The organism is Rhodopseudomonas sp. G2_2311 (assembly GCF_047501505.1).
Classification (GTDB): domain Bacteria; phylum Pseudomonadota; class Alphaproteobacteria; order Rhizobiales; family Xanthobacteraceae; genus Rhodopseudomonas; species Rhodopseudomonas palustris_H.
This window is the reverse complement of record NZ_JAZDRK010000001.1, coordinates 536447-556159: the sequence shown is the minus strand read 5'-3', so window position 1 is coordinate 556159 and position 19713 is coordinate 536447. Positions and strand designations below refer to the sequence as shown.

Annotated in this window: 20 protein-coding genes; 10 read left to right on the top strand and 10 right to left on the bottom strand. The window is 64.8% G+C overall.

The genetic code is table 11. The features are described from left to right. Window positions 1-19: 19 nt before the first annotated feature. Entirely contained in the window at window positions 20-2329 is a 2310-nt protein-coding gene (locus VRZ08_RS02660; protein ID WP_414531491.1) for an NADP-dependent malic enzyme, read from the top strand. 103 nt (window positions 2330-2432) lie between these two features. Continuing rightward, window positions 2433-2873, top strand: a complete 441-nt coding sequence (locus tag VRZ08_RS02655) for a DoxX family protein (protein ID WP_107346631.1) — start codon at window positions 2433-2435, stop codon at window positions 2871-2873. 7 nt (window positions 2874-2880) lie between these two features. Here the strand turns inward: VRZ08_RS02655 and VRZ08_RS02650 are convergent, their stop codons facing one another. The 3 genes from VRZ08_RS02650 to VRZ08_RS02640 form a co-directional block, all read right to left on the bottom strand. Further along, window positions 2881-3444, bottom strand: a complete 564-nt coding sequence (locus VRZ08_RS02650) for a dihydrofolate reductase (protein ID WP_414531490.1) — start codon at window positions 3442-3444, stop codon at window positions 2881-2883. A gap of 37 nt (window positions 3445-3481) precedes the next feature. Further along, the gene (locus tag VRZ08_RS02645) at window positions 3482-4420 is read right to left on the bottom strand and encodes a polysaccharide deacetylase family protein (protein WP_414531489.1); all 939 of its coding nucleotides are present in this window, start codon (window positions 4418-4420) and stop codon (window positions 3482-3484) included. A gap of 152 nt (window positions 4421-4572) precedes the next feature. Next, window positions 4573-6195, bottom strand: a complete 1623-nt coding sequence (locus VRZ08_RS02640; protein ID WP_414531488.1) for a L,D-transpeptidase — start codon at window positions 6193-6195, stop codon at window positions 4573-4575. Window positions 6196-6405: 210 nt separating this feature from the next. Between VRZ08_RS02640 and VRZ08_RS02635 the strand changes: the two genes are divergently transcribed. Next, window positions 6406-6954, top strand: coding sequence for a CreA family protein (locus VRZ08_RS02635; protein ID WP_107346629.1), 549 nt, complete (start codon window positions 6406-6408; stop codon window positions 6952-6954). Between the two features lie 1214 nt (window positions 6955-8168). Further along, complete coding sequence (locus VRZ08_RS02630; RefSeq protein ID WP_263991735.1) at window positions 8169-8546, top strand: hypothetical protein; 378 nt, start codon at window positions 8169-8171, stop codon at window positions 8544-8546. A gap of 27 nt (window positions 8547-8573) precedes the next feature. On the opposite strand, the gene VRZ08_RS02625 is transcribed toward VRZ08_RS02630, so the two are convergent. Beyond that, complete coding sequence (locus VRZ08_RS02625; protein ID WP_107344914.1) at window positions 8574-8837, bottom strand: DUF6719 family protein; 264 nt, start codon at window positions 8835-8837, stop codon at window positions 8574-8576. A 132-nt stretch (window positions 8838-8969) separates the two neighbouring features. Here VRZ08_RS02625 and VRZ08_RS02620 point away from each other — a divergent pair, with 132 nt between their 5' ends. From VRZ08_RS02620 to VRZ08_RS02610, 3 genes are all read left to right on the top strand, one after another. Then, entirely contained in the window at window positions 8970-10250 is a 1281-nt protein-coding gene (locus VRZ08_RS02620) for an ArgE/DapE family deacylase (protein ID WP_414531487.1), read from the top strand. A 148-nt stretch (window positions 10251-10398) separates the two neighbouring features. After that, on the top strand, window positions 10399-10797 hold the full coding sequence (locus VRZ08_RS02615; protein WP_164634758.1) for a PaaI family thioesterase: 399 nt from the start codon (window positions 10399-10401) through the stop codon (window positions 10795-10797). A 253-nt stretch (window positions 10798-11050) separates the two neighbouring features. Beyond that, window positions 11051-11674, top strand: coding sequence for a GNAT family N-acetyltransferase (locus tag VRZ08_RS02610; protein ID WP_264052541.1), 624 nt, complete (start codon window positions 11051-11053; stop codon window positions 11672-11674). A gap of 102 nt (window positions 11675-11776) precedes the next feature. Here the strand turns inward: VRZ08_RS02610 and VRZ08_RS02605 are convergent, their stop codons facing one another. Together VRZ08_RS02605 and VRZ08_RS02600 are read right to left on the bottom strand one after the other, a co-directional pair. Beyond that, window positions 11777-12073: a hypothetical protein gene (locus tag VRZ08_RS02605; protein ID WP_011158576.1), complete on the bottom strand. Its 297-nt coding sequence runs from the start codon at window positions 12071-12073 to the stop codon at window positions 11777-11779. Window positions 12074-12248: 175 nt separating this feature from the next. Beyond that, on the bottom strand, window positions 12249-12422 hold the full coding sequence (locus VRZ08_RS02600) for a DUF1328 domain-containing protein (RefSeq protein ID WP_107344910.1): 174 nt from the start codon (window positions 12420-12422) through the stop codon (window positions 12249-12251). A 299-nt stretch (window positions 12423-12721) separates the two neighbouring features. Between VRZ08_RS02600 and VRZ08_RS02595 the strand changes: the two genes are divergently transcribed. Further along, entirely contained in the window at window positions 12722-13558 is an 837-nt protein-coding gene (locus VRZ08_RS02595; RefSeq protein WP_414531486.1) for a tetratricopeptide repeat protein, read from the top strand. Window positions 13559-13818: 260 nt separating this feature from the next. After that, a complete protein-coding gene (locus tag VRZ08_RS02590) occupies window positions 13819-15681 on the top strand; it encodes a potassium transporter Kup (RefSeq protein WP_107355990.1) in 1863 nt (620 codons plus the stop codon). 9 nt (window positions 15682-15690) lie between these two features. On the opposite strand, the gene VRZ08_RS02585 is transcribed toward VRZ08_RS02590, so the two are convergent. Then, window positions 15691-16338, bottom strand: a complete 648-nt coding sequence (locus VRZ08_RS02585; protein ID WP_414531485.1) for a lysostaphin resistance A-like protein — start codon at window positions 16336-16338, stop codon at window positions 15691-15693. Between the two features lie 44 nt (window positions 16339-16382). Then, window positions 16383-16619: a hypothetical protein gene (locus VRZ08_RS02580; protein ID WP_414531484.1), complete on the bottom strand. Its 237-nt coding sequence runs from the start codon at window positions 16617-16619 to the stop codon at window positions 16383-16385. A 226-nt stretch (window positions 16620-16845) separates the two neighbouring features. Between VRZ08_RS02580 and VRZ08_RS02575 the strand changes: the two genes are divergently transcribed. Continuing rightward, a complete protein-coding gene (locus VRZ08_RS02575; RefSeq protein ID WP_414531483.1) occupies window positions 16846-17262 on the top strand; it encodes a hypothetical protein in 417 nt (138 codons plus the stop codon). 20 nt (window positions 17263-17282) lie between these two features. On the opposite strand, the gene VRZ08_RS02570 is transcribed toward VRZ08_RS02575, so the two are convergent. Beyond that, complete coding sequence (locus VRZ08_RS02570; RefSeq protein WP_414531482.1) at window positions 17283-18269, bottom strand: aldo/keto reductase; 987 nt, start codon at window positions 18267-18269, stop codon at window positions 17283-17285. Window positions 18270-18422: 153 nt separating this feature from the next. Then, window positions 18423-19589, bottom strand: a complete 1167-nt coding sequence (locus VRZ08_RS02565; protein ID WP_414531481.1) for a diguanylate cyclase domain-containing protein — start codon at window positions 19587-19589, stop codon at window positions 18423-18425. Between the last annotated feature and the right edge of the window lie 124 nt (window positions 19590-19713).

The window sequence follows — 19713 nt, the reverse complement described above, 5'->3', positions numbered from 1 at the left end:
CACAATGGCGGGGGAACGTATGGCGTCGTATTCCGAAGATCTTCAGGCGGCAGCGCTCGGCTATCATCGCCGGCCGAAGCCCGGAAAGCTGGAGATTCAGGCATCGAAGCCACTCGCCAACCAGCGCGACCTTGCGTTGGCCTATTCCCCCGGCGTTGCCGCAGCCTGTAACGCGATCGCAGCCGATCCGGCGCAGGCCGCCGAGCTCACTGTGCGATCCAACCTGGTCGCCGTCGTCACCAACGGCACGGCGGTGCTCGGCCTCGGCAATATCGGGCCGCTTGCCGCCAAGCCGGTGATGGAAGGCAAGGCGGTTCTGTTCAAGAAGTTCGCCGGCATCGACGTGTTCGACATCGAGATCGCCGCCGAGACCGTCGATCGCGTGGTCGAAACGGTGGCCGCGCTGGAGCCGACCTTCGGCGGCATCAACCTCGAAGATATCAAGGGGCCGGAGTGCTTCGAGATCGAGGCGATGCTGAAAGACCGGATGAAGATCCCGGTGTTTCACGACGATCAGCACGGCACCGCGATCATCGTCGGCGCCGCGGTGAAGAACGCGCTGGCGCTCACCGGCAAGGACATCTCCAAGGTCAAGATCGTCGCGGCCGGTGCCGGCGCAGCCGCGCTCGCCTGCCTCAATCTGCTGGTGTCGCTCGGCGCGCAGCGCAAGAACATCTTCGTCTGTGACCTCGAAGGCTTGGTGTACCAAGGTCGCAATGTGCTGATGGACCGCTGGAAAGAGGTCTACGCGCAGAAGACCGACAAGCGGACGCTGGCCGAAGTCATCCCGGGCGCCGACATCTTCCTTGGCCTCTCGGGGCCGAACGTGCTGTCGCAGGAGATGGTCAAGCAGATGGCGGAGCGGCCGCTGGTGATGGCGCTCGCCAATCCGACGCCCGAGATCATGCCGGAAGACGTCCGCAAAGTGCGGCCGGACGCGATGATCTGCACCGGACGCTCGGACTTCCCGAACCAGGTCAACAACGTCCTGTGCTTCCCCTACATCTTCCGCGGCGCGCTCGATGTCGGCGCCACCGCGATCAACGAGGCGATGAAGCACGCTGCCGTCGATGCCATCGCGCAGCTTGCGCGCGAGGCACCGGCGGACCCGGTGTCGGTCGGTCTCGATAACGACGAAGCGTTCGGCTTCGGTCCGGGCTCGCTGATCCCGAGCCCGTTCGATCCGCGTCTGATCTTGCGGATCGCGCCGGCGGTGGCGATGGCTGCGATGGATTCCGGCGTCGCGACTCGTCCGATCACCTCGTTCGACGATTACTACGCGCAGCTCGAGCGCTTCGCGTTCCGCTCCGGCCTGGTGATGAAGCCGGTGTTCGCCAAGGCGAAGGGCCAGCCCGTCCGCGTCATCTACGCCGAAGGCGAAGACGAGAAGGTGCTGCACGCGGTGCAGACCATCCTCGAGGAGAAGCTGGCACGGCCGATCCTGGTCGGCCGTCCGTCGGTGGTGGAAGCGCGGATCAAGCGCTCCGGCCTGTCGATCCGTCCCGGCGAAGATTTCGACCTCGTCAATCCGCAGGACGACCCGCGCTATCGGTCCTACGTGCAGTCCTACATCGACATCGCTGGCCGCGCCGGTGTGACGCCGGCAGCGGCGCGCACGGTGGTGCGGACCAACTCGACGGTGATCGCGGCGCTCGCCGTGGCGCGCGGCGAGGCCGATGCGATGATCTGCGGTCTCGACGGCCGCTACATGAACCATCTGCGCCACGTCCGCGACGTGATCGGCCGGCGCCCCGGCGTGTCGGACTACGCCGCGCTGGCGCTGCTGATCACCAAGAAGGGCCCGATCTTCATCGCCGACACCCAGGTGCGACCGAATCCGACCGCCGAAGAGCTCGCCGAGTTGGCAGCGCTCGCTGCGGTCCACGTGCAGCGCTTCAATATCAAGCCGAAGATCGCGTTCCTGTCGCATTCGGACTTCGGCAGCTTCCCGACCGACTCGTCGCTGAAGATGCGCCGCGCCACCGCGATCCTGGCCGAGAAGCATCCTGAAATCGAAGCCGACGGCGAGATGCAGGGTGACAGCGCGCTATCGGAAACGTCGCGTCAGATGATCCTGCCGCATTCGCGGCTGACCGGCGTCGCCAACGTGCTGATCATGCCGAATCTCGATACCGCGAATGTCGCCTATCAGATGATCAAGGTGGTGGGCGAGGCGCTGCCCGTCGGCCCGATCCTGATCGGACCTGCGCTGCCGGCGCACATCCTGACGCCGTCAGCGACCGCGCGCGGCATCCTCAACATGACCGCGGTGGCGGTGGTCGAGGCACAAGAGCGGGCGGGCCGGCATCAGGGAACGCTGTTCGCCTGAGGCACCACAGGCCTGTCGTTTTTTGTTCGTTTGAAAACCCCATGCACCGCGCCCATACTGACGGCGCGGTGCGGCGCGTTGGCCGCTGTCGATGGGGATGCACATGCCGGCCTTGATCGCACTCGGGCGCTTTCTGTTCTCCATTCTGTTCATCTACTCCGGTGCGATCAAACTGCTCGATCTGCCTGCCACCACCCAGGCGGCCGGCAAGTTCGTTGTGCCGGAGATGCTGGCCACCTACACGGCGCAGCTCGAGCAGGCGGCCGGAATGCCCTTCGCCCAGATGCTGGCGCTCGCGGCGGGCGGCATCGAGCTGTTGTGCGGCTTGCTGATTGCGCTGAATTTCGGGGCGCGCTTCTGCGCGCTGGTGCTGATCGTGTTCGTGGCGATCGGAACCTATTACTTCCACGACTTCTGGAACCAGACCGGTGCGGATGCGCAAGCCAATCTGGCGGTCGCACTGAAGAGCCTGTCGCTGGTCGGCGGACTGCTGATCATTGCCGGGATCGGCAGGGGCGGCGCGGCGTCCGGCGGCCACGCCTGACCCTCGCTTAGCTGCGGCGCCAGGCGGTGACGCTGACCTCGTGGTCGGCGTCGAGGATCTGGCGGTCGGCCGGGTGCAGGCCGTGCGCTGAGAGGATCTGTTCCGGCGTTCGCTCGGGCACGCCCGGGAAGCAAGGCTCACCGCCGGGGAGCCGGGCCTGCGGGGCCTGCGACAGGTAAAACGTGTCGTATCGATCGAAGAACAGCGCGAACACTTCGGGGCCGCCGATGATCGCCACGGTCCCGGCGGTCACGCCGGCTCGGGCGCAGGCGTCCGCGAACGAGGCGCCCGCGGGATTCCACAGCAGCGCTTTCGGGTTCGACGGGTCGGGTGCGAGCCCGGCAACTTGCCGGGTCACGATCAGCCGGCGGCGCAGCGGCGAGTTGGGCTGGTCCTCGAACGAATTGCGGCCGTGCACGATCAGGTCGGCGCGGTCCAGCGCCGCGGCGAAGAACGCCTGATCACCTTTATACTTCAAGGCGTCCGGCATCAGCCGATTGGCGTCGGCGAGGTTGCCCTCGGCCGACACGATGACGTAGCCCTCGATCGTCAACGCCGGCGCCGCCGTCATTGGCGCTTCGCAATCCGCATCTGCAAGGCGATGCGGCTTATTCGGAGATCGTCTGCACGACGGCGCTGACCGGCCGGGTGCTCACCGTCGGCAGCGGATTGCTCTTGGCGAGCTCCTCGTCGTACTGCGGCAGAGTCTGCACCGGCGCCTTGGCACGCATCTGCACGACCTTATAGCCGCCAACCTTCAGCCGCCGTAGCAGCTCCGGCAACGCCTCGGCGGTGCTCTTCTGGAAGTCGTGCATCAGGATGATGCCCTTGCCGAGCTTGTCGAGCTTGTTCATCACGTTGTCGACGACCTGTTGCAGCTTGCGCACCTTGAAGTCGAACGAGTCGATGTCGCAGGAGAACATCGCGACATTGCGGGTGCCGAGATAGGTCACCAGCGCCGGCGGATGCTGCAGCGCCGGGAAGCGGAAGAACGGCGACGGCGCGGTGCCGATCGCCCACTTCACCGCGGCGAAACCCTTTTCGATTTCGTCCTTGGCCTGCTGCTCGGTCAGCTTCTTGTTGCCCAGATTAGCGTGCGACCAGGTGTGCGAGCCGACAGTGTGGCCGGCTGCGGCGACCTGCTTGAGGATTTCGGGATGATAGGTGGCGTGCTTACCAATCGGGAAGAAGATCCCCTTGGTGCACTGGTCGCCGAGCGCCTTCAGCACCGCCGGGGTGTTCACCGGCCACGGACCGTCGTCGAACGTCAGCACCACTTCCTTGTCACGCAGGAAGTCGAGCTGCTTGAAATGTTCGAAGCCGAAGCCGGGGCCGCCGGTGGTGTCGATCTCGACCACGCGGCCGACACCGAGCGCATCGGGATTGGCGCAGACCGGCTTGGCCGCGGCTGCCGCTTGTGGGGCGGGCGCTGCAGCAGGGGCGGCCTGCGGAGCGGCGGGAGCGGAAGCTTTCGGCGCCTGCGCAAAGGCCGCGGTCGTCCCGATAGACACCACACCTGCAACGATCAAAGCTGCTGCTGTCCGCATGCCGAAGTCCTTCTGCCGTTGGCCGTCCGAGCGAGCGCGGCCCGAGTCGGACCGGCGCGCATCGCCACGCCAAGGTAGAGGCTCGCACCCAGCCGTGCCAACGGCTTTTTGCCACGGCCGCGGAGTTGCCCGCAGATTCGAAGGTGCGCGGCTCAGCGCAACCGGACGATGAAGTCGGTGCCCTTGCCGGTCTCGCCAGCGGCGATGCCCTGGTCGGACACGATCAGCGAGCCGCCATTGGTCAGCGCTTCGGCGATCCGCTTCATCGCTTCCGGCGGGATGGTTAGGCGATCAAGCGCTTCGGCCGGGCTGTTGCTGTGAAGCGAAGCTTTCGACTCTGCCGTCAAGGCATTGTCGTGACGACGGGATTTGCGCTGCACTTCAGGTTCCGCTTTAGACAGTGCCACGGGCAGCGACACGACGGACCAGCGCACGCTCTGATCCTTGTCGAGCTCGGCGGTGAAGATGTGGGTGCCCAGCGGACGGTCGCTGGCGGCAATCGTCACCGGCACGTCGAACAGCGGCGTCTGGTTCTGCCGGACATACAGCTTACCGTCCTTGCCGCTGACGAAGGCGGCAATCTGCTCCCTCGGATTCGGCGCAGGCAGCGTCGGAGCGGCGGCGGTGTGCTCATCGCTGGTCGGCGCGTGCGACTGGTCCTTGGCGCCGGACAAGGTTGCGGCTTTGTCGTCGCTCGTTGCAGCGGACGCCTTGGACTGCTCGGTAGCTGGTGCGGCCTCGGCGGCCGCAGGCGCCTTGGCGTCAGCAGGCTTGGTGTCGACTGGCTTGTCCTGAGCCTTGGCAGCTTTGGCGGAATCGACGGTCCCTGTCGTTGCAGGAGCGGCGTCGGTGGTCTCAGGCGCTTTGCTCGACGAGGCGTCGGTCAGCGCCACCGTGGCCGCGGCCGCATCCGCGGTCCGGACCGGCGAGGCTGATGGCTTGTCGCTGCCGGCGAGGCCGCGCCGCAGCTCGTCGGCGGAAAGCGTGGGCTCCGCCGGTTGGTCATTGACGGCCGCCTTGTCGGATTTGGTGGTGGTCGCCGGCTTCGGCGAATCCGACATCATCGGCTCGGGATCCGGCGCGACCTTCTTGGTGGCGAGCAGCGGATGAGCAAAGCTCACCGGCGTCACGTCGTCGGGGGCGACGATCACGCGGGCACCCATTCGGGTCCAGCCCCACATCTTCACCGCGAACGTCATCGGCATCCGGATGCAGCCATGCGAAGCCGGGTAACCGGGGAGGGCGCCAGCATGCAGTGCGATCCCCGACCAGGTGATGCGCTGCATGTAAGGCATCGGGGCGCCGCTGTAGATATTCGAGCGGTGGTATTTGCTCTTCTGGATGACGCTGAACACGCCCATCGGGGTCGAGTGCCCACGCATCCCGGTCGACACCGGCGTCTCGGCAAACAGGCCGTTGGCATCGTACACCCGCAGCTTCTGCTGCTCGATGGAAACCGCGATCACCACCGGCCCTTGCGGCTTGGTCGCCTGCTTTTCGATCTGCTTTTCGGCCTTGTGGTCGAGCTGAAGCCGCTTGCGCGGATGCTGATGATGCCGCTTCGGCGCAGCCGGCGGCGGCTCGTCGTAAATCGGCACTTCGTCCGACCAGAACCAGGCGGGCGAGGCTTGCACGGGCGTGGCCGCCATCGCAGTGGCCATGATGCCTGCGGCGATCGTGGCCTGCGAAATGGTCAATCTCCCTGCACCGGTGCGCTTGCTGGTGCGGGAGTAACGCTCGTCGGTGAAATCGGCTTCGCATTGAAAGACGCGCACGCAGTTCTTCCCCGAATCTTGCCAGCAGGATTTTAGATTAGTGTCTCTGGCGCGAGACGCGTTCGCCTTCGTGGCGAACTGTCGCGCAATCTGTCCGACCGTAACAAAAAAGCTTCACAGGAGGTTAAACGCGGCGGCGGGTAGGAGTTGCACCTTTCAAACCGGCGACGTGCTCACCAAATGCACAGAACCGTTTCTATGGAGAATTCGATGAACCGGCGTGCCTCTCAGTTTCGCCTCTCCCGCTTCAAATCCGCGACTCTGGCGCTGCTCGCGCTGGCCGTGACGGGCGCCTCCACCGCTGCCGTGGCCGCCGACGATCCGGATCTGATCTTCCGACGCTCGACGGTGTTCAAGCTGCTGAGCCCCAACGACAAGCTCGCCGTGTACGGCATCGACGATCCGGAGATCAAAGGCGTCGCCTGCCACTTCACCGTGCCGGAGCGCGGTGGTTTCAAGGGCTGGCTCGGTTTGGCCGAGGAAGTCTCCGACATTTCGCTGGCCTGCCGGCAGGTCGGACCGATCCACTTCACCAAGAAGCTCGATCAGGGCGACGACATGTTCAGCCAGCGCCGCTCGATGTTCTTCAAGCGGATGCAGATTGTCCGCGGCTGCGACGCCAAGCGGAATGTGCTGGTTTACATGGTTTACTCGGACAAGCTGATCGAGGGCTCGCCGAAGAACTCGACGTCGTCGGTGCCGGTGATGCCGTGGGGCGCGGACGCCACAATCGAGAAGTGCGGGGACTTCTTCAAGTAACGATCAAGGCGGCGGCGCTTCGGCTGCGGAGAGCAGTAGCGAAGCGCCGACGTGTCATTTTGGCACGTCGAAATTCACGGCACTTGGAATTCAGGCTGACTCCCGCTCAGTCGAGAGCGGTTGCGTCGCGGCCGAGCGGGCCGGTGCGCAGTAGCCGATGAGACGCACGAGGCGCTGCGGCATGCCTTGTGTTGCGGAATGGCCGAACGGTCCCTGCAGCGCCATCTCCCCCGATGTCGCGACGCCTCTGCGGCCGTTGCGGAGCAGCTCAGTGTGCAGAGCCTCTGGGCGGGTGGAATGGCGCCGTTCTGTGGGACGGTCGCTGCCAGTGCCGTCGCCGAGCGCATTACTGGCCATTTTTGTTTCCTCCATCATGTATGAACGCGGCCGATCCGGAATCGTTGCCGCACGTCGCCAAGCGACGCGTGGTCCGAACCGAAGCGGGCTTTCGTGACGCAAACCGGATCAGCCGGCGCGGCGAGGGGCGAGATCCGTTAATCTTCGGATCTCTAACGTCCAGGTCTCTGCCACGGCAGCGGTGTAATGCACCGCAATGATCTGCACCCGACGTCACAGCGCGGCTCAAAGCTGGATCACGCCAAGCTCCGCAACTAATCATTTGTAGAGCCGATCCAAAGAAAATACCAGCCTCAACTATCCAACGGCCAAAGTTGGTAACAGAGGGTGGGTGGATCCCTCGTTCTCGGACCGCTGTGTGTACGGGATGCACGCCCTACTAAGCGTCGGTTGATGACGTGGTGATGTCACCGCCGCCCACCGGCTGGATCAGCGCCAGCAACTTTAGTCGTGCATGGCCGCGTCTTGGGCCAAACCAGAGCGCGCTGAAATCCCGATGGTTTTTTCCGCAATGTTTCGTCGAGGACGGTCCGACGAAACAATTCACGGGTGGGACGAAACCATTCGGCTGCGCGCTTGCAGCGGTCTGGAAACACAGCGTGGTTATCAACTGATCAACGGCAGCGGCGGCGCGGCCGGCTGACGACCGGCAGGAGACCTCGAATGCGGACCTGGAGCCTTTTCCTTGCCCTCGCTTTGGTGGCCAGCGGTGCTTCATCCGCCGGCTCATCGGAAGGGCGGCTACCGGGTGCAGGGACATTCGCCTATCTCGGCACCCCTGTCGCGGAAGTTGCTGCGGTCCGGGATGGCGCAGTCTGGCGCGGTGGCGACGTCGCCGAATGGAGTCGGAATTGGTGATGATGTTTCGGATGGCTGCGCTGGCGGTCGGTTTCGGCCTGATGATCGGCCATGCGGCGCAGGCGCAGACCCATACACAGACCCGGTCCCTATTTGGCGCTCAGGATGCTCGGATGGAATTCATCCGCCAGTGCACCGCGCATATGACCGGTCGGTGGGCGCATCCGGACTCTGTTTGCGGCTGCCTGCACGATCACGCCGCCGCCAAAGTGTCCGATAGCGACCTGCGTCAGGCGCTGCTGCGCGGCATCCGCGAGAGTGGCGTGCCGACCATCGACAACGATTGGGTGCCGCAGACCAAGCAGTCGCAGATCAGCGCCACCTTCACGCTGATCGCCAAGCCTGCTCTGCAGTGCATGTTCGATCCGGCCGACTAACTCATCTGCCTTCCGGACGTGAGCCGGTCAGCGCCGCACGCGCGGGATGCACTTGACCGTCGCCACGACGCCCGAGGCCGACAGCGTCGATCCCGTGACTTCCTTGATCTGACCATTGGGGCAGGAGCCATCGTCGACCAGGATCTTCTGGCCGAGCCGCAGTTCGGTGATGTCCTGTTCGCGGAAGACCTGCAGTTGTTGTGCGGCGGCCGGCGTTGCAACGGCGAGAAGCGCGGCGGCTCCGAGCACGATCACGGTCAGAGGCGAACGCAAAGGTTGTGAACGGAACATCGGATCTCCTGAACGGTGGCGCGGCATGAGGGCATGATTCGATCGCAGGGCCAAACTGCATGGAAAATCGGGCGATCTGTGGTTTGATCCGCGCGCCGGTGTCAGACCAAACAAAAAGGAGCGCCCACCCGCATGAGCGATAACGATCTCCAGCGCCGCATTCTCGATGCCGTCGATGCCGGTTTCGACGCCCAACTCGCTACCACGCGTGACTTCGTTGCGATCCCCAGCACCCGCGGGGCCGAGGGCCCGTGCCAGGACATGATCGGAGATTTGCTCCGACAGCGCGGCTATGAAGTCGACGACTGGCATATCGACCTCGACGATCTCAAGGATCTCCGCGGCTATGGTCCGATCGAGCACGATTTTTCGAAAGCGCGGACCGTGGTCGGCACCTATCGGCCCACCAACAATGCCGGCCGGTCGCTGATCCTGCAGGGGCATTGCGACGTGGTGCCGACCGGGCCGCTGGAGATGTGGGAGACCCCGCCGTTTTCGCCCGCGATCAAGGACGGCCGGATGTACGGCCGCGGCGCATGCGACATGAAGTCCGGCACCATCGGCGCGCTGTACGCATTGGATGCGATCAAGGCCGCCGGCCTGCGCCCCACGGGGCGGATTCACTTTCAATCGGTGATCGAGGAGGAGAGCACCGGCGTCGGCGCGCTCTCGACTCTGCAACGCGGTTATCGCGCCGATGCCTGCTTCATTCCCGAGCCGACCGGCGGCAAGATGGTGCGTTCCCAGGTCGGGGTGATCTGGTTTCGGCTGAAGGTGCGCGGTTTTCCGGTCCATGTGTTCGAGGCCGGGTCGGGATCGAATGCCATCACCGCGGCGTATCACTTGATCCACGCGCTGGAGAAGCTCGAGGAGGAGTGGAACAAGCGCGCGGCGAGCGATCGCCACTTTAAGAGCGTGGCGCATCCGATCAACTTCAATCCCGGAATTATCAAGGGCGGAGACTGGGCATCCAGCGTGCCGGCGTGGTGCGACGTCGATTGCCGCATCGCCATCCTGCCGGGCTGGTCGGTCGCCGACCATCAGGCCGAGATCATGGCCTGCGTCACCGCGGCGGCGCGCAACCACCGCTTCCTGTCGAACAATCCGCCGCAGGTGGAGTGGTCGGGCTTTCTGTCGGAAGGCTACGAACTGACCAACTCGGCCGAACCCGAGGCCGCCTTCGGCAAGGCGTTCTCGGCGGTGTATGGCGGTGCGCCCGAAGATTTGGTGTTCACCGCGCTGACCGACACCCGGTTCTATGGCCTGAACTACAACATCCCCAGTCTTTGCTTCGGTGCCTCCGGTGCGGCGATGCACGGCTTCAATGAGTATGTCGATCTCGACTCGCTGCGGCAATCGACCAAGGCGATGGCGCTGTTCATTGCCGAATGGTGCGGCGTCGAGCCGGTCTGAGGCACAGCTCGCGTGCTGCGTCGATGACCTGACAGGTCATTGCACCGAGGCGGACCGGTAGGCATCGGTCCGCCTGACAAATCCAAATGAGCGACGGTCGGCAGCCCGCGCCGCCGTCGCCACATCGGCGGGCAGGGGAGGCGCGACCATGACGCCGCTGGAGAAGATCAATTCATTTCCGCTGCCGTTCGCGGCGCTGATGGGGCTCCGCTTCACCGAAGCCGAACCCGACCGTGTCGTCGCCACGCTGCTGGTGCGTGACGATCTCTGCACCGTGGGTGCAAGCATTCATGGCGGTGCGGTGATGGCGCTGGCCGACAGCGTCGGCGCGGCCGCGACGGTGATCAACCTGCCGGCCGATGCCAAGGGCACCACGACGCTGGAGAGCAAGACCAACTTCATCGGCCCGGCGAGGGCCGGCTCAACCGTGGTGGCGACCGCCACGCCGGTGCATCGCGGAAGGCGGACCCAGGTGTGGCAGACCCGAATCGAGACCGAGGACGGCAAATTGGTGGCCGTGGTCACGCAGACGCAGATGGTACTATGATAGGGTCTTAACCCTCCGTAAGATTACGAGGGTGCGACGCAAAACCGCTCTCCGAGCACCGTTTGCGCTGCCTCAAGCTTCCTTAACCGCCTTAGTTTAGATAGGTTTTACGAAAGTTCGAGGGCTCTCCGCCGTTCTTTCCTAGGCGTCGCCTGCGAATGGGTCTTGAATATTATTGTGCAATGCACAATATGACTTCTGTCTAGGGAAGAGAACGCCTCCTTGAGGGTCATCCCGAGAGGAGAGAAGACTTATGCACGACGCTCTCATCGCCGATCTCACCGGCTCAAAAGGGACGATCCGATCCCTGATCAATCAAGAGCTGCCGCTGCTGCGGGATCACCTGTTGCGCCTCGACGCCGAAAGCCGGCGCGATCGCTTCAATGGCTTCGCCGACGAAAGCTTCATCGATCGTTACGCCATGAAGTGCGGCGGCGACGGCACCATCATCATCGCATTCTTTGCGGAAGACGGCTCTGTGCATGCGGCTGCTGAGCTGCATCAGCCCGATCTGCACATCGACTCGCTTCCCGAAATCGCCTTCAGCGTGGAAAGCCATCTGCGCCGCAAGGGCATCGGCAGCATCCTGTTCAAGCAGCTGATGGAGGTCGCACGCTCGCTCGGCTACGAGAAGCTGCGGATCACCACCGGCTCGCAGAACCAGGCGATGCGCGCGCTCGCGAACAAGTTCGGGGCGCACCTGACCTTCCGCCAGGGCGAGTCGACCGGCACGATCGATCTCCAGCACGAGGCGGACACGGTCGCGCCCGCGCGCTCGATCGACATTCCGGGCGGCGCGGCCAATGCGCTGATCTCCTTCAATCAGGCTTGCTGGAACCTGTTTCTGAGAATGTCGGGCTTCAATCGCGCGGCCTGACGATCCGGCACCGCAAAACAACAACGCCGCGTGCTAACAGCCCGCGGCGTTCTTTTTTTGGTCAGAGGCTGGTGCGCTCGAACGGCCGAGCGCGCAGGCCGGTCAGATTCGCTTGTCGTTGCCGACGATCCGGCGCGACACCCGGCGCTCAACCACGACCGAGCGCTGGAAGCCTTGTTCGCCGGTGATCACCCGCGAAGTCCGTGCCGACGCACGGGCCGACTTCCGGACTTCCTTCAACACGGCTTCGATCGGCATCCCCATCAGGGACGCGGCAATCTCCGCCTGCGAGTCAACGTCGTCGGTGATGCCGGCCGCCGCAAAGATCGCTTCTTCAAGAGTTGGCGGGTCGCGTCGCACGCGCCGCACGCCATATTTGGTATTCCAGTCTTCGCTCATCGACGGCCCCGGGTTGAGTGCGTTTACCTAGTGGAGCCGATGTTGCATTGCAATATTGAATATCGGCGACGCGAACCGGACCTTGGTCGAAGGTGGCGGGCCACCGCTTGCGGCAGATCAAACAGGGAGCAGATCATGGCTGCCCTGCGCCGAAGCGCAGGGCGCTGCGTACTGATTAGGCTCTGAAGATCGTGAATCCGAGAATCAGCAGCACGACGAAAATCACCACGAAGATGTAGAACAGAATCCGCGCGATGTCGGCAGATGCGGCGGAAATTCCGGTGAATCCGAAGATGCCGGCGATGATCGAAACGACCAGAAAGATCAGCGCCCATTTCAAAATCGTCATTAGGTTCTTCCTTGGCTGAGACTGCCGGCTTGAACGACGCGCAAATGCAATAGTTCCGAGGCGGGGGCGGCCCGACCGAGTGGCTGACGCAGGGCAAGAGGCGGTGCCCGATGCCCATCCTGATGCTTGCGGCAAGTCGGTTTTCGATGGCCCGCGGGTCTCCTCCACAATCCTTTGTCGCGCTGGGTCAGTTTAAACCTGCGTGGGGATTGGCTAGATTGCGCCCGATCGAGGCTGCCTGTGGCGGCCGGAGGCTGCTTGCCGGGGGCCGGCGCGGCCCGCGTGTTTGGGGATGAATGATGATGACGAGATCGTGGGCCGCCGGCGGATCGGCTGTCCTGCTCGCGCTGGTACTTGGGGGCGCGATCACCTCCGCACACGCGCAGTCGGCCGATCTGGTGTTGTGCGATCGGATCGCCGCTGACCCGGCCGATCCCGACAAGCCCGCCGACGTGAAAGGCGTCACCGAGATCGCGCCCGGCGATGTCGCGACCGCCATCAAGTACTGCCGTGTTGCTTCCGCCGGATCGCGCCGGGCGATGTACGCGCTCGGTCGTGCCTATGCGGCCGGCGGGCAGACCGCGGAGGCGATGGCCGCGTACCGTAAGGCCGCGGACAAGGGCTCGAGCGCAGCCATGGTCGAACTCGGCGTGGCTTACGCGACCGGCGTCGGGCTGCCGAAGGACGATGCCAAGGCGCGGCAGCTCCTGGAGCGTGCTGCGGCCGCGGGCAACCCGCGCGGTATCAGCAATCTGGCGGTGCTCGGCGGTGGGGCGTCGTCCGACCCCGTGAAAACCCGAGCCTTGCTTGCCAAGGGCGCGGAGAGTAACGCCGAGGCGCAATATCAGCTCGGCATGATGATGGCCGACGGTATCGGCGGTCCGAAAGACGATGTCGGCGCGCGAGCTCTGTTCGAGAAGGCGGCGGGGCAGGGGCACCCTGGTGCTCTGCTGCAAATGGGCGCGTTCGCCCAGGCCGGCCGCGGCGGTCCGAAGGACGGTGACGCGGCCAAGGCGTACTACGAGAAGGCTGCCGCGCTCGGCAATGCCGACGCCAAGGCGGCGCTGAAGCGGAGCGATTGCCCCTATGTGCTTAAGGACAAGCGCGGAAACATGGTGACAAACCTATGCTTCTAGGCAATCGACGCAGCCGCGCCTGACTGGCTTCAACCGAATCAACACACACTCGACCACGTCCTGGAGCGTCGGCGCCGCGCGCCCCTGATCCAGGTCAATCAAGGGGCGTAGCGTTCATGCAACAGACGCGGGACCGATTTCGAGTGCTGCCCCGGGGACATCGGCGCAGCGCGCCGGCTCATGGTCCGGCTGCGGCGCCCGCGCGGCAGGTGCTGTGCCCCGCGTCTATTGCATCCGCCCAGGCGGCCCGAGGATAGGCAATGAGCCAGCAGAAGAAGGGCATCGGTCTCCTGGTCAGTGCCATCGGAGTCGTGTTCGGCGACATCGGCACCAGCCCGCTCTACGCCCTGAAGGAAACCTTCGCCGGCCACCACCCGATTCCGGTGACGCCGGACAACATCTTCGGCGTTCTCTCGCTGGTGTTCTGGACCGTGATGCTGCTGGTGACGGTGAAGTACGTCATCGTCATCATGCGCGCCGACAACCACGGCGAGGGTGGCAGTCTGGCGCTTTTGGCGCTGGTGACCGAACTGACGCGCGGACGCCGCGTGCACTATCCCTTGATGATGCTCGGGGTGATCGCTGCCGCGTTATTCTACGGCGACAGCATGATCACGCCGGCGATCTCAGTGCTCAGCGCCGTGGAAGGCCTCGAAGTGGTCACGCCGGACCTGAAGGCCTATGTGGTGCCGATCACGGCCGTGGTGCTAACTCTGCTGTTTGCCATCCAGTCGCGCGGCACCGGATTGGTCGGGCGGCTGTTCGGCCCGGTCATGTGCATGTGGTTCCTGACGCTGGCCTTGCTTGGCATCGCCAACATCGTGCATGCGCCCGAAGTGCTCGAAGCGATCAGCCCCACCTTCGCGATCGAATTCGTGTTCCGTCATCCGCTGATGAGCTTCTACGCGCTCGGCTCTGTGGTGCTGGCCGTCACCGGCGGTGAGGCGCTGTACACCGACATGGGACACTTCGGCCGCTTTCCGATCCGTCTGGCCTGGTTCGGCCTGGTGCTGCCGGCGCTGCTGCTGAACTATTTTGGCCAGGGGGCTCTGCTGATCCACGATCCGTCGGCGATCCAGAACCCGTTCTTCCGGCTCGGGCCGGAATGGATGGTGGTGCCGATGGTCGGACTGGCGACGCTGGCGACCGTGATCGCGTCGCAGGCGGTGATCTCCGGCGCCTACTCGGTGGCGCGGCAGGCGATCCAGCTCGGCCTGCTGCCGCGGATGACGATCGTTCACACCTCGGGCGAAGAGGCCGGTCAGATCTACGTTCCGTTCACCAACTGGACGCTCTACCTCGCCGTGATGGCGCTGGTGGTGGGCTTCCAGTCATCGAGCAATCTGGCGGCGGCCTACGGCATCGCCGTGACCGGCACGATGATGATCGACACCATCCTGGTGTCGTTCGTCGCCGCTCTGCTGTGGCGGTGGCACCCGGCCGTGGTCGCGGTGGTGATCGGCACGCTGCTGCTGCTCGACTTTGCGTTCTTCGCCGCCAACATCATCAAGGTCGCGCAGGGCGGCTGGTTTCCGCTGTTCATCGGCTTCATCTCGTTCACGGTGCTGACGACCTGGCGGCGTGGGCGGGCGCTGGTGCGCAAGCAACTCAAGAAGCAGGCGGTGCCGCTGGACGTGGTGCTGCGCGCGCTTGGGCCAAACGTGTCGCGCGCCCGGGGCACGGCGGTGTTTCTGACCGCCGCGACCGATGGCGTGCCACCGGCGTTGCTGCATAATCTGAAGCACAATCAGACCGTCCATCAGCGGGTCATCCTGACGACGGTGAGCACGGCCGAAACGCCCTACGTGCCGGATAGCGAGCGCGTGCATATGACCGATATCGGCGACGGCTTCCATCGCCTGATCATCCGCTACGGCTTCATGCAGACGCCGGACGTTCCGGCCGCGCTTTCGCTGTGCAAACAGTTCGGGCACGAGTTCAACATGATGTCGACCTCGTTCTTCCTCAGCCGGGAAACCTACGTGCCGAGCCTCAATCCCGGTATGGCGCTGTGGCGCGAGCGGCTGTTCACGTTCATGACGCTGAACGCGACGCGGGCGACGACCTTCTTCAAGATTCCGACCGACCGTGTGGTCGAGCTTGGGACCCAGCTCGAGATCTGAGGGCGGCGATCAGGCAAGCCCGAGCGCAAAGGCGAGGGTGCCGACGGCGGCGTGCGAGGCGATCAGCGGCCAGATGTTGAGCGTGCGCCAGTACACGAATCCCCACACCACGCCGAGCAGGAAGGTGTTGAGTAGTAGGGCCGGATCGCCGTAGCAGAGGTGGATCAGCGAGAACAGCGCCGCCGAATACAGCACATAGGCCCAGCCGCCGTGCTCCATCCGGTCGGTGATCAGCTTCGGAATCGAGCGGCACACCACCTCCTGGCACGGACTTGATACCAGCACGTAGAACGGTGCAAAGCTGAGCCAGGCCGGCGGCTGCGCGTCGAAACTGAACAACCGGGTCTGCAGCAGCATCACCGCCGAGACCAGGCTGGTGACCGCTAGTGCGCCAAGCCAATGCCGCCATTGGTGCGGACGACCGAAGCCGAGTTCGGTGAAAGAGAAGCCCGCCCATAGGCACAGCCCAATGCACAGCGCCGACACCACGATCAGGGCGCCCATCCGGTACTCGAACGGCAGCAGCCCGAACTGGATGGCGAGGCCCGGCGCTGCCAGCAGCAGCGTCAGCCCGGCGAGCGGAGCGAAGCGGACAGCCGGATGCGGGGCCGCCGCGGTCTGGGTGGGAACTTGTCGCAAAAACGTCATGAGACCCATAATCCGGTATTAGCCGGTGGGTTCCAGTACGGAAGGCTCCGAGGTTAGCGGCGGGCGCCGGCCCCGACGCTGATGCTGCCGCCGAGCTTGACGCAGGTGGTCCCGCCTTCGACCTGGACGAAGCCCGGGCCGAACGCCGCGCATGGATTTCGCCCGGACGCGAGTGGACGCGTCGGCGCGCTGTTCGTTTCCGCGCGCGCCGCAGGCGCCGCCGATTTGTGCGGTTCCGCACCGGCTGAGGCCGGGATCAGGACGGCAAGGACGATCAGCATCCGTTTCATCGGTGCTGCTGTAGCGCCTTGGCGCTCATCTGGCCAGTCGCGGCAGATGTGGAGCCGGGTGGGCTTGCCCAAAACCTGCCGCAATCGCAACGCCGTGCTGAGTGGTGGAAGGACCAGGGCTGCGGCAGCCGGCGTGCTTGACGGCACCCGACGGCTCCGGTTTGAGGATCATCGCCGCGGGCGGCGGCCAGCCGCGTGTGGTACGGGGCAAGGGACGGGGATTTCGATGAGAACGATCATGGTACTTGCCGCGCTGCTCGTGTCGAGCGCGGCGCTGGCGCAGAGCAACGCACCGGCTCAAGGCACTGCGTCGGCCGCTACCAACGGGACGCCGATGGTCGGCGATCAGCCGCTGGTGCAGATCAAGCCGAAGGGCCACAAGGCGGCCAAGCACACGGCGGCCGCCAAGCCGTCGATTGCCGATCAGACGAAGGCGTGCCTCGAGATCGAGGACGCCACCAAGGAGCGGCTGGATTGCTTCGATGCGGTGTATCCGCCGAAGCCGAAGGCGACCAAGGCGGGCGCCAAAGCGAAGCCGGCCAAGACTGCGGCGGATTGTCGCCTGCTCAAGGAAGAGGACGAGCGGCTTGCCTGCTACAACGGCTTCTTCGACAAGGCGCCGGCCGCCGCTCCGAAGACCTAATCTCACTTAGCTGGTCGGCCTCAGCCGTTGAGCCCGGCCAGCGCACTGTCCGGATAGCGCGCACCGACGGCGGCTCCGGGCGGCAGCGCGTTGCGGATGGTCGCGAGATCCTCCGCGCTCAGCGACACCTCGGACGCACCGAGGTTCTCATCCAGCGTCGCGATCCGCCGCGTACCGGGGATCGGAATGATCCGATCGCCCTGGTGCAGCAGCCAAGCGATCGCAAGCTGCGCCGGCGTGCAGCGTTTAGCGGCCGCGAGTTGCCGGACCTTTTCCACGAGCTTCAGATTGGCATCGAGATTGTCGCCGACGAACCGCGGCGAGCGGCGGCGGTAGTCGTTCGCTTCGAAACCGTCGGCGCCGTTGATCGCGCCCGTCAGCATGCCGCGGCCGAGCGGCGAGTAAGCCACGAAGGCAATGCCGAGTTCGCTGCACGCCGGCAGCACCTCGGCTTCCGGATCGCGGGTCCACAGGCTGTACTCGCTCTGCACCGCTGCGATCGGATGCACGGCGTGCGCCCGGCGTAGCGTTGCGGCCGAACACTCCGAAATGCCGAGCGCGCGGACTTTGCCGGCCTCGACCAGCCGCGCCATCGTGCCGATGGTTTCCTCGATCGGCCGGTTGGTGTCGATCCGGTGCACGTAGTACAGATCGATCGCCTCGACGCCGAGCCGCTTCAACGAGGCGTCGCAGGCCCGGACGATGTACTCCGGCGAATTATCGATCGTGCGCTCGAGCACATTGTCCTGACGCACGATGCCGAACTTGCTGGCGATGCGCACGTCCGGGTGTGCACGTAAAAACGACGAGAGCAGTTGCTCATTGTGACCGCGGCCGTACATGTCGGCGGTGTCGTACAGCGTGACGCCGCGTTCGTAGGCATGCTCCAGCGTGCGCAGCGATGAGGCGTCGTCAGAGGAGCCGTAAAACTCCGGCGACATCCCCATGCAACCGAGGCCGATCTCACCGACGCTGATTCCGCTGCTACCGAGAATTCGCTGCTTCATCGCCACTCACTCCGACCTCAATGCACGGCACGATCTGACGCCGGAGTTATGTCACGGCGACGACAGGGCGCGCATTGAATTGGCGCAAACGAAGCTTCTCAGAGGGGCTGGTGAGTAGTTACCGTAAACGTCGATGCTGGAACGTATCGACGATCAGGCCGCCGCAGGGTCCATCGAAAACGGCGCGCTGCGCGGGCAGCAGGATTGCTCGACTTCACCATCCGCCCAGGCGCAACCGCCGCCGGCGCGCTTCGCCACATACAGCGCTCGGTCGACGCGTTCGAGCAGTTGCGCGGTGGTGATTCCAGCCAGCGTCGCATGACTGACGGCGATGCCGGCGCTGGCACCGATGCACACCGGCAGGTCCACCAGCAGATACGGCATCGACAGGTCGAACACCGCCTTGCGCGCCAAAGCCAGCGCTTCGTCGCGGCCCTGTTCGGCGCTCGCGACCGGCTTCAGCAGCATGAACTCGTCGCCACCGAACCGCGCGGCAACGCCGTCGGCTCCGACGCAGGCGGTTAGCCGCTCGGCGACCTGGCGGAGCAGATCGTCACCGGTGTGGTGACCATGGCGATCGTTGATCGGCTTGAAGCCGTCGAGATCGATCGCCACCACGGTGAAGTGACCCGCCATGCCCGACAGCGCCTGCAGGAAGCCGGCGCGGTTCGGCAGATCGGTGAGGAAATCGTGCGTCGCCTGCCGGGCCAGGCGGTGCTTGGTCTCGAGGCGCTCGGTGAATGCGGCGCTGAGATGCTTCGATGCTTCCCGCAGGGTCAGCCAGAACAGCACCAGCATGCCGGCGCCGATGTTGTAGGCGAGTTCGGGCCGCATCATTCCGGCGATCATGATCGGCGTCAGGAGTGCGGCGGAGGCAGTAAGAATGATCCACGGCCGGATTGCGGCCCGGGACACCATGCCCACGCAGTACGACATCGACAGTCCGAACGACACCCAGGCGCCCGGCCCGTCGCCGAGTTGTAGCGCACGGAACGACAGTGCGCCGAGCGTGAGGCTGAACAGCGTGGCACCAGCGCCGTACAAGCGCTCCCAGCGCACGACATCGGCATCGGTGAATTGCGCGGCGCGGGCTTTGTAGCGCAGGAGGGAAACAACGCGCGCGGTGGCCATGATGAAGATGCACAGCGAGATCACCGCGTAACCGGGATCGCCGCTGATCAGCGTCAGTGCCAAGGCTCCGGTGACGGACGTGACGCCGATCGCGGCCACTTGGGGCAGCGAGGTATAGAGCAATTCGACCAGCTCGCGGCGAATCCGCGGGTCGGGGTGCAGAAAACGGGACAACACCGGAAAGCGCATTGTCGCAACATCGTCGACAGTTCCTAATAAGCGATAGCAACTGCGCGCAATGTTGGTAACCGGGTGACCGTATCCTTAACGAAATGTTTGCGGTGAGCTGACTCTTTCGACGCGGCCCGGCCAG

Bases quoted from the DNA above. Each gene is read 5' to 3' on its own strand.
- VRZ08_RS02660 (WP_414531491.1), top strand. From the start codon at position 20: ATGGCGTCGTATTCCGAAGATCTTCAGGCGGCAGCGCTCGGCTATCAT.
- VRZ08_RS02655 (WP_107346631.1), top strand. From the start codon at position 2,433: ATGCCGGCCTTGATCGCACTCGGGCGCTTTCTGTTCTCCATTCTGTTC.
- VRZ08_RS02650 (WP_414531490.1), bottom strand. From the start codon at position 3,444: ATGACGGCGGCGCCGGCGTTGACGATCGAGGGCTACGTCATCGTGTCG.
- VRZ08_RS02645 (WP_414531489.1), bottom strand. From the start codon at position 4,420: ATGCGGACAGCAGCAGCTTTGATCGTTGCAGGTGTGGTGTCTATCGGG.
- VRZ08_RS02635 (WP_107346629.1), top strand. From the start codon at position 6,406: ATGAACCGGCGTGCCTCTCAGTTTCGCCTCTCCCGCTTCAAATCCGCG.
- VRZ08_RS02630 (WP_263991735.1), top strand. From the start codon at position 8,169: ATGATGTTTCGGATGGCTGCGCTGGCGGTCGGTTTCGGCCTGATGATC.
- VRZ08_RS02625 (WP_107344914.1), bottom strand. From the start codon at position 8,837: ATGTTCCGTTCACAACCTTTGCGTTCGCCTCTGACCGTGATCGTGCTC.
- VRZ08_RS02620 (WP_414531487.1), top strand. From the start codon at position 8,970: ATGAGCGATAACGATCTCCAGCGCCGCATTCTCGATGCCGTCGATGCC.
- VRZ08_RS02615 (WP_164634758.1), top strand. From the start codon at position 10,399: ATGACGCCGCTGGAGAAGATCAATTCATTTCCGCTGCCGTTCGCGGCG.
- VRZ08_RS02610 (WP_264052541.1), top strand. From the start codon at position 11,051: ATGCACGACGCTCTCATCGCCGATCTCACCGGCTCAAAAGGGACGATC.
- VRZ08_RS02605 (WP_011158576.1), bottom strand. From the start codon at position 12,073: ATGAGCGAAGACTGGAATACCAAATATGGCGTGCGGCGCGTGCGACGC.
- VRZ08_RS02600 (WP_107344910.1), bottom strand. From the start codon at position 12,422: ATGACGATTTTGAAATGGGCGCTGATCTTTCTGGTCGTTTCGATCATC.
- VRZ08_RS02595 (WP_414531486.1), top strand. From the start codon at position 12,722: ATGATGACGAGATCGTGGGCCGCCGGCGGATCGGCTGTCCTGCTCGCG.
- VRZ08_RS02590 (WP_107355990.1), top strand. From the start codon at position 13,819: ATGAGCCAGCAGAAGAAGGGCATCGGTCTCCTGGTCAGTGCCATCGGA.
- VRZ08_RS02585 (WP_414531485.1), bottom strand. From the start codon at position 16,338: ATGGGTCTCATGACGTTTTTGCGACAAGTTCCCACCCAGACCGCGGCG.
- VRZ08_RS02580 (WP_414531484.1), bottom strand. From the start codon at position 16,619: ATGAAACGGATGCTGATCGTCCTTGCCGTCCTGATCCCGGCCTCAGCC.
- VRZ08_RS02575 (WP_414531483.1), top strand. From the start codon at position 16,846: ATGAGAACGATCATGGTACTTGCCGCGCTGCTCGTGTCGAGCGCGGCG.
- VRZ08_RS02570 (WP_414531482.1), bottom strand. From the start codon at position 18,269: ATGAAGCAGCGAATTCTCGGTAGCAGCGGAATCAGCGTCGGTGAGATC.
- VRZ08_RS02565 (WP_414531481.1), bottom strand. From the start codon at position 19,589: ATGCGCTTTCCGGTGTTGTCCCGTTTTCTGCACCCCGACCCGCGGATT.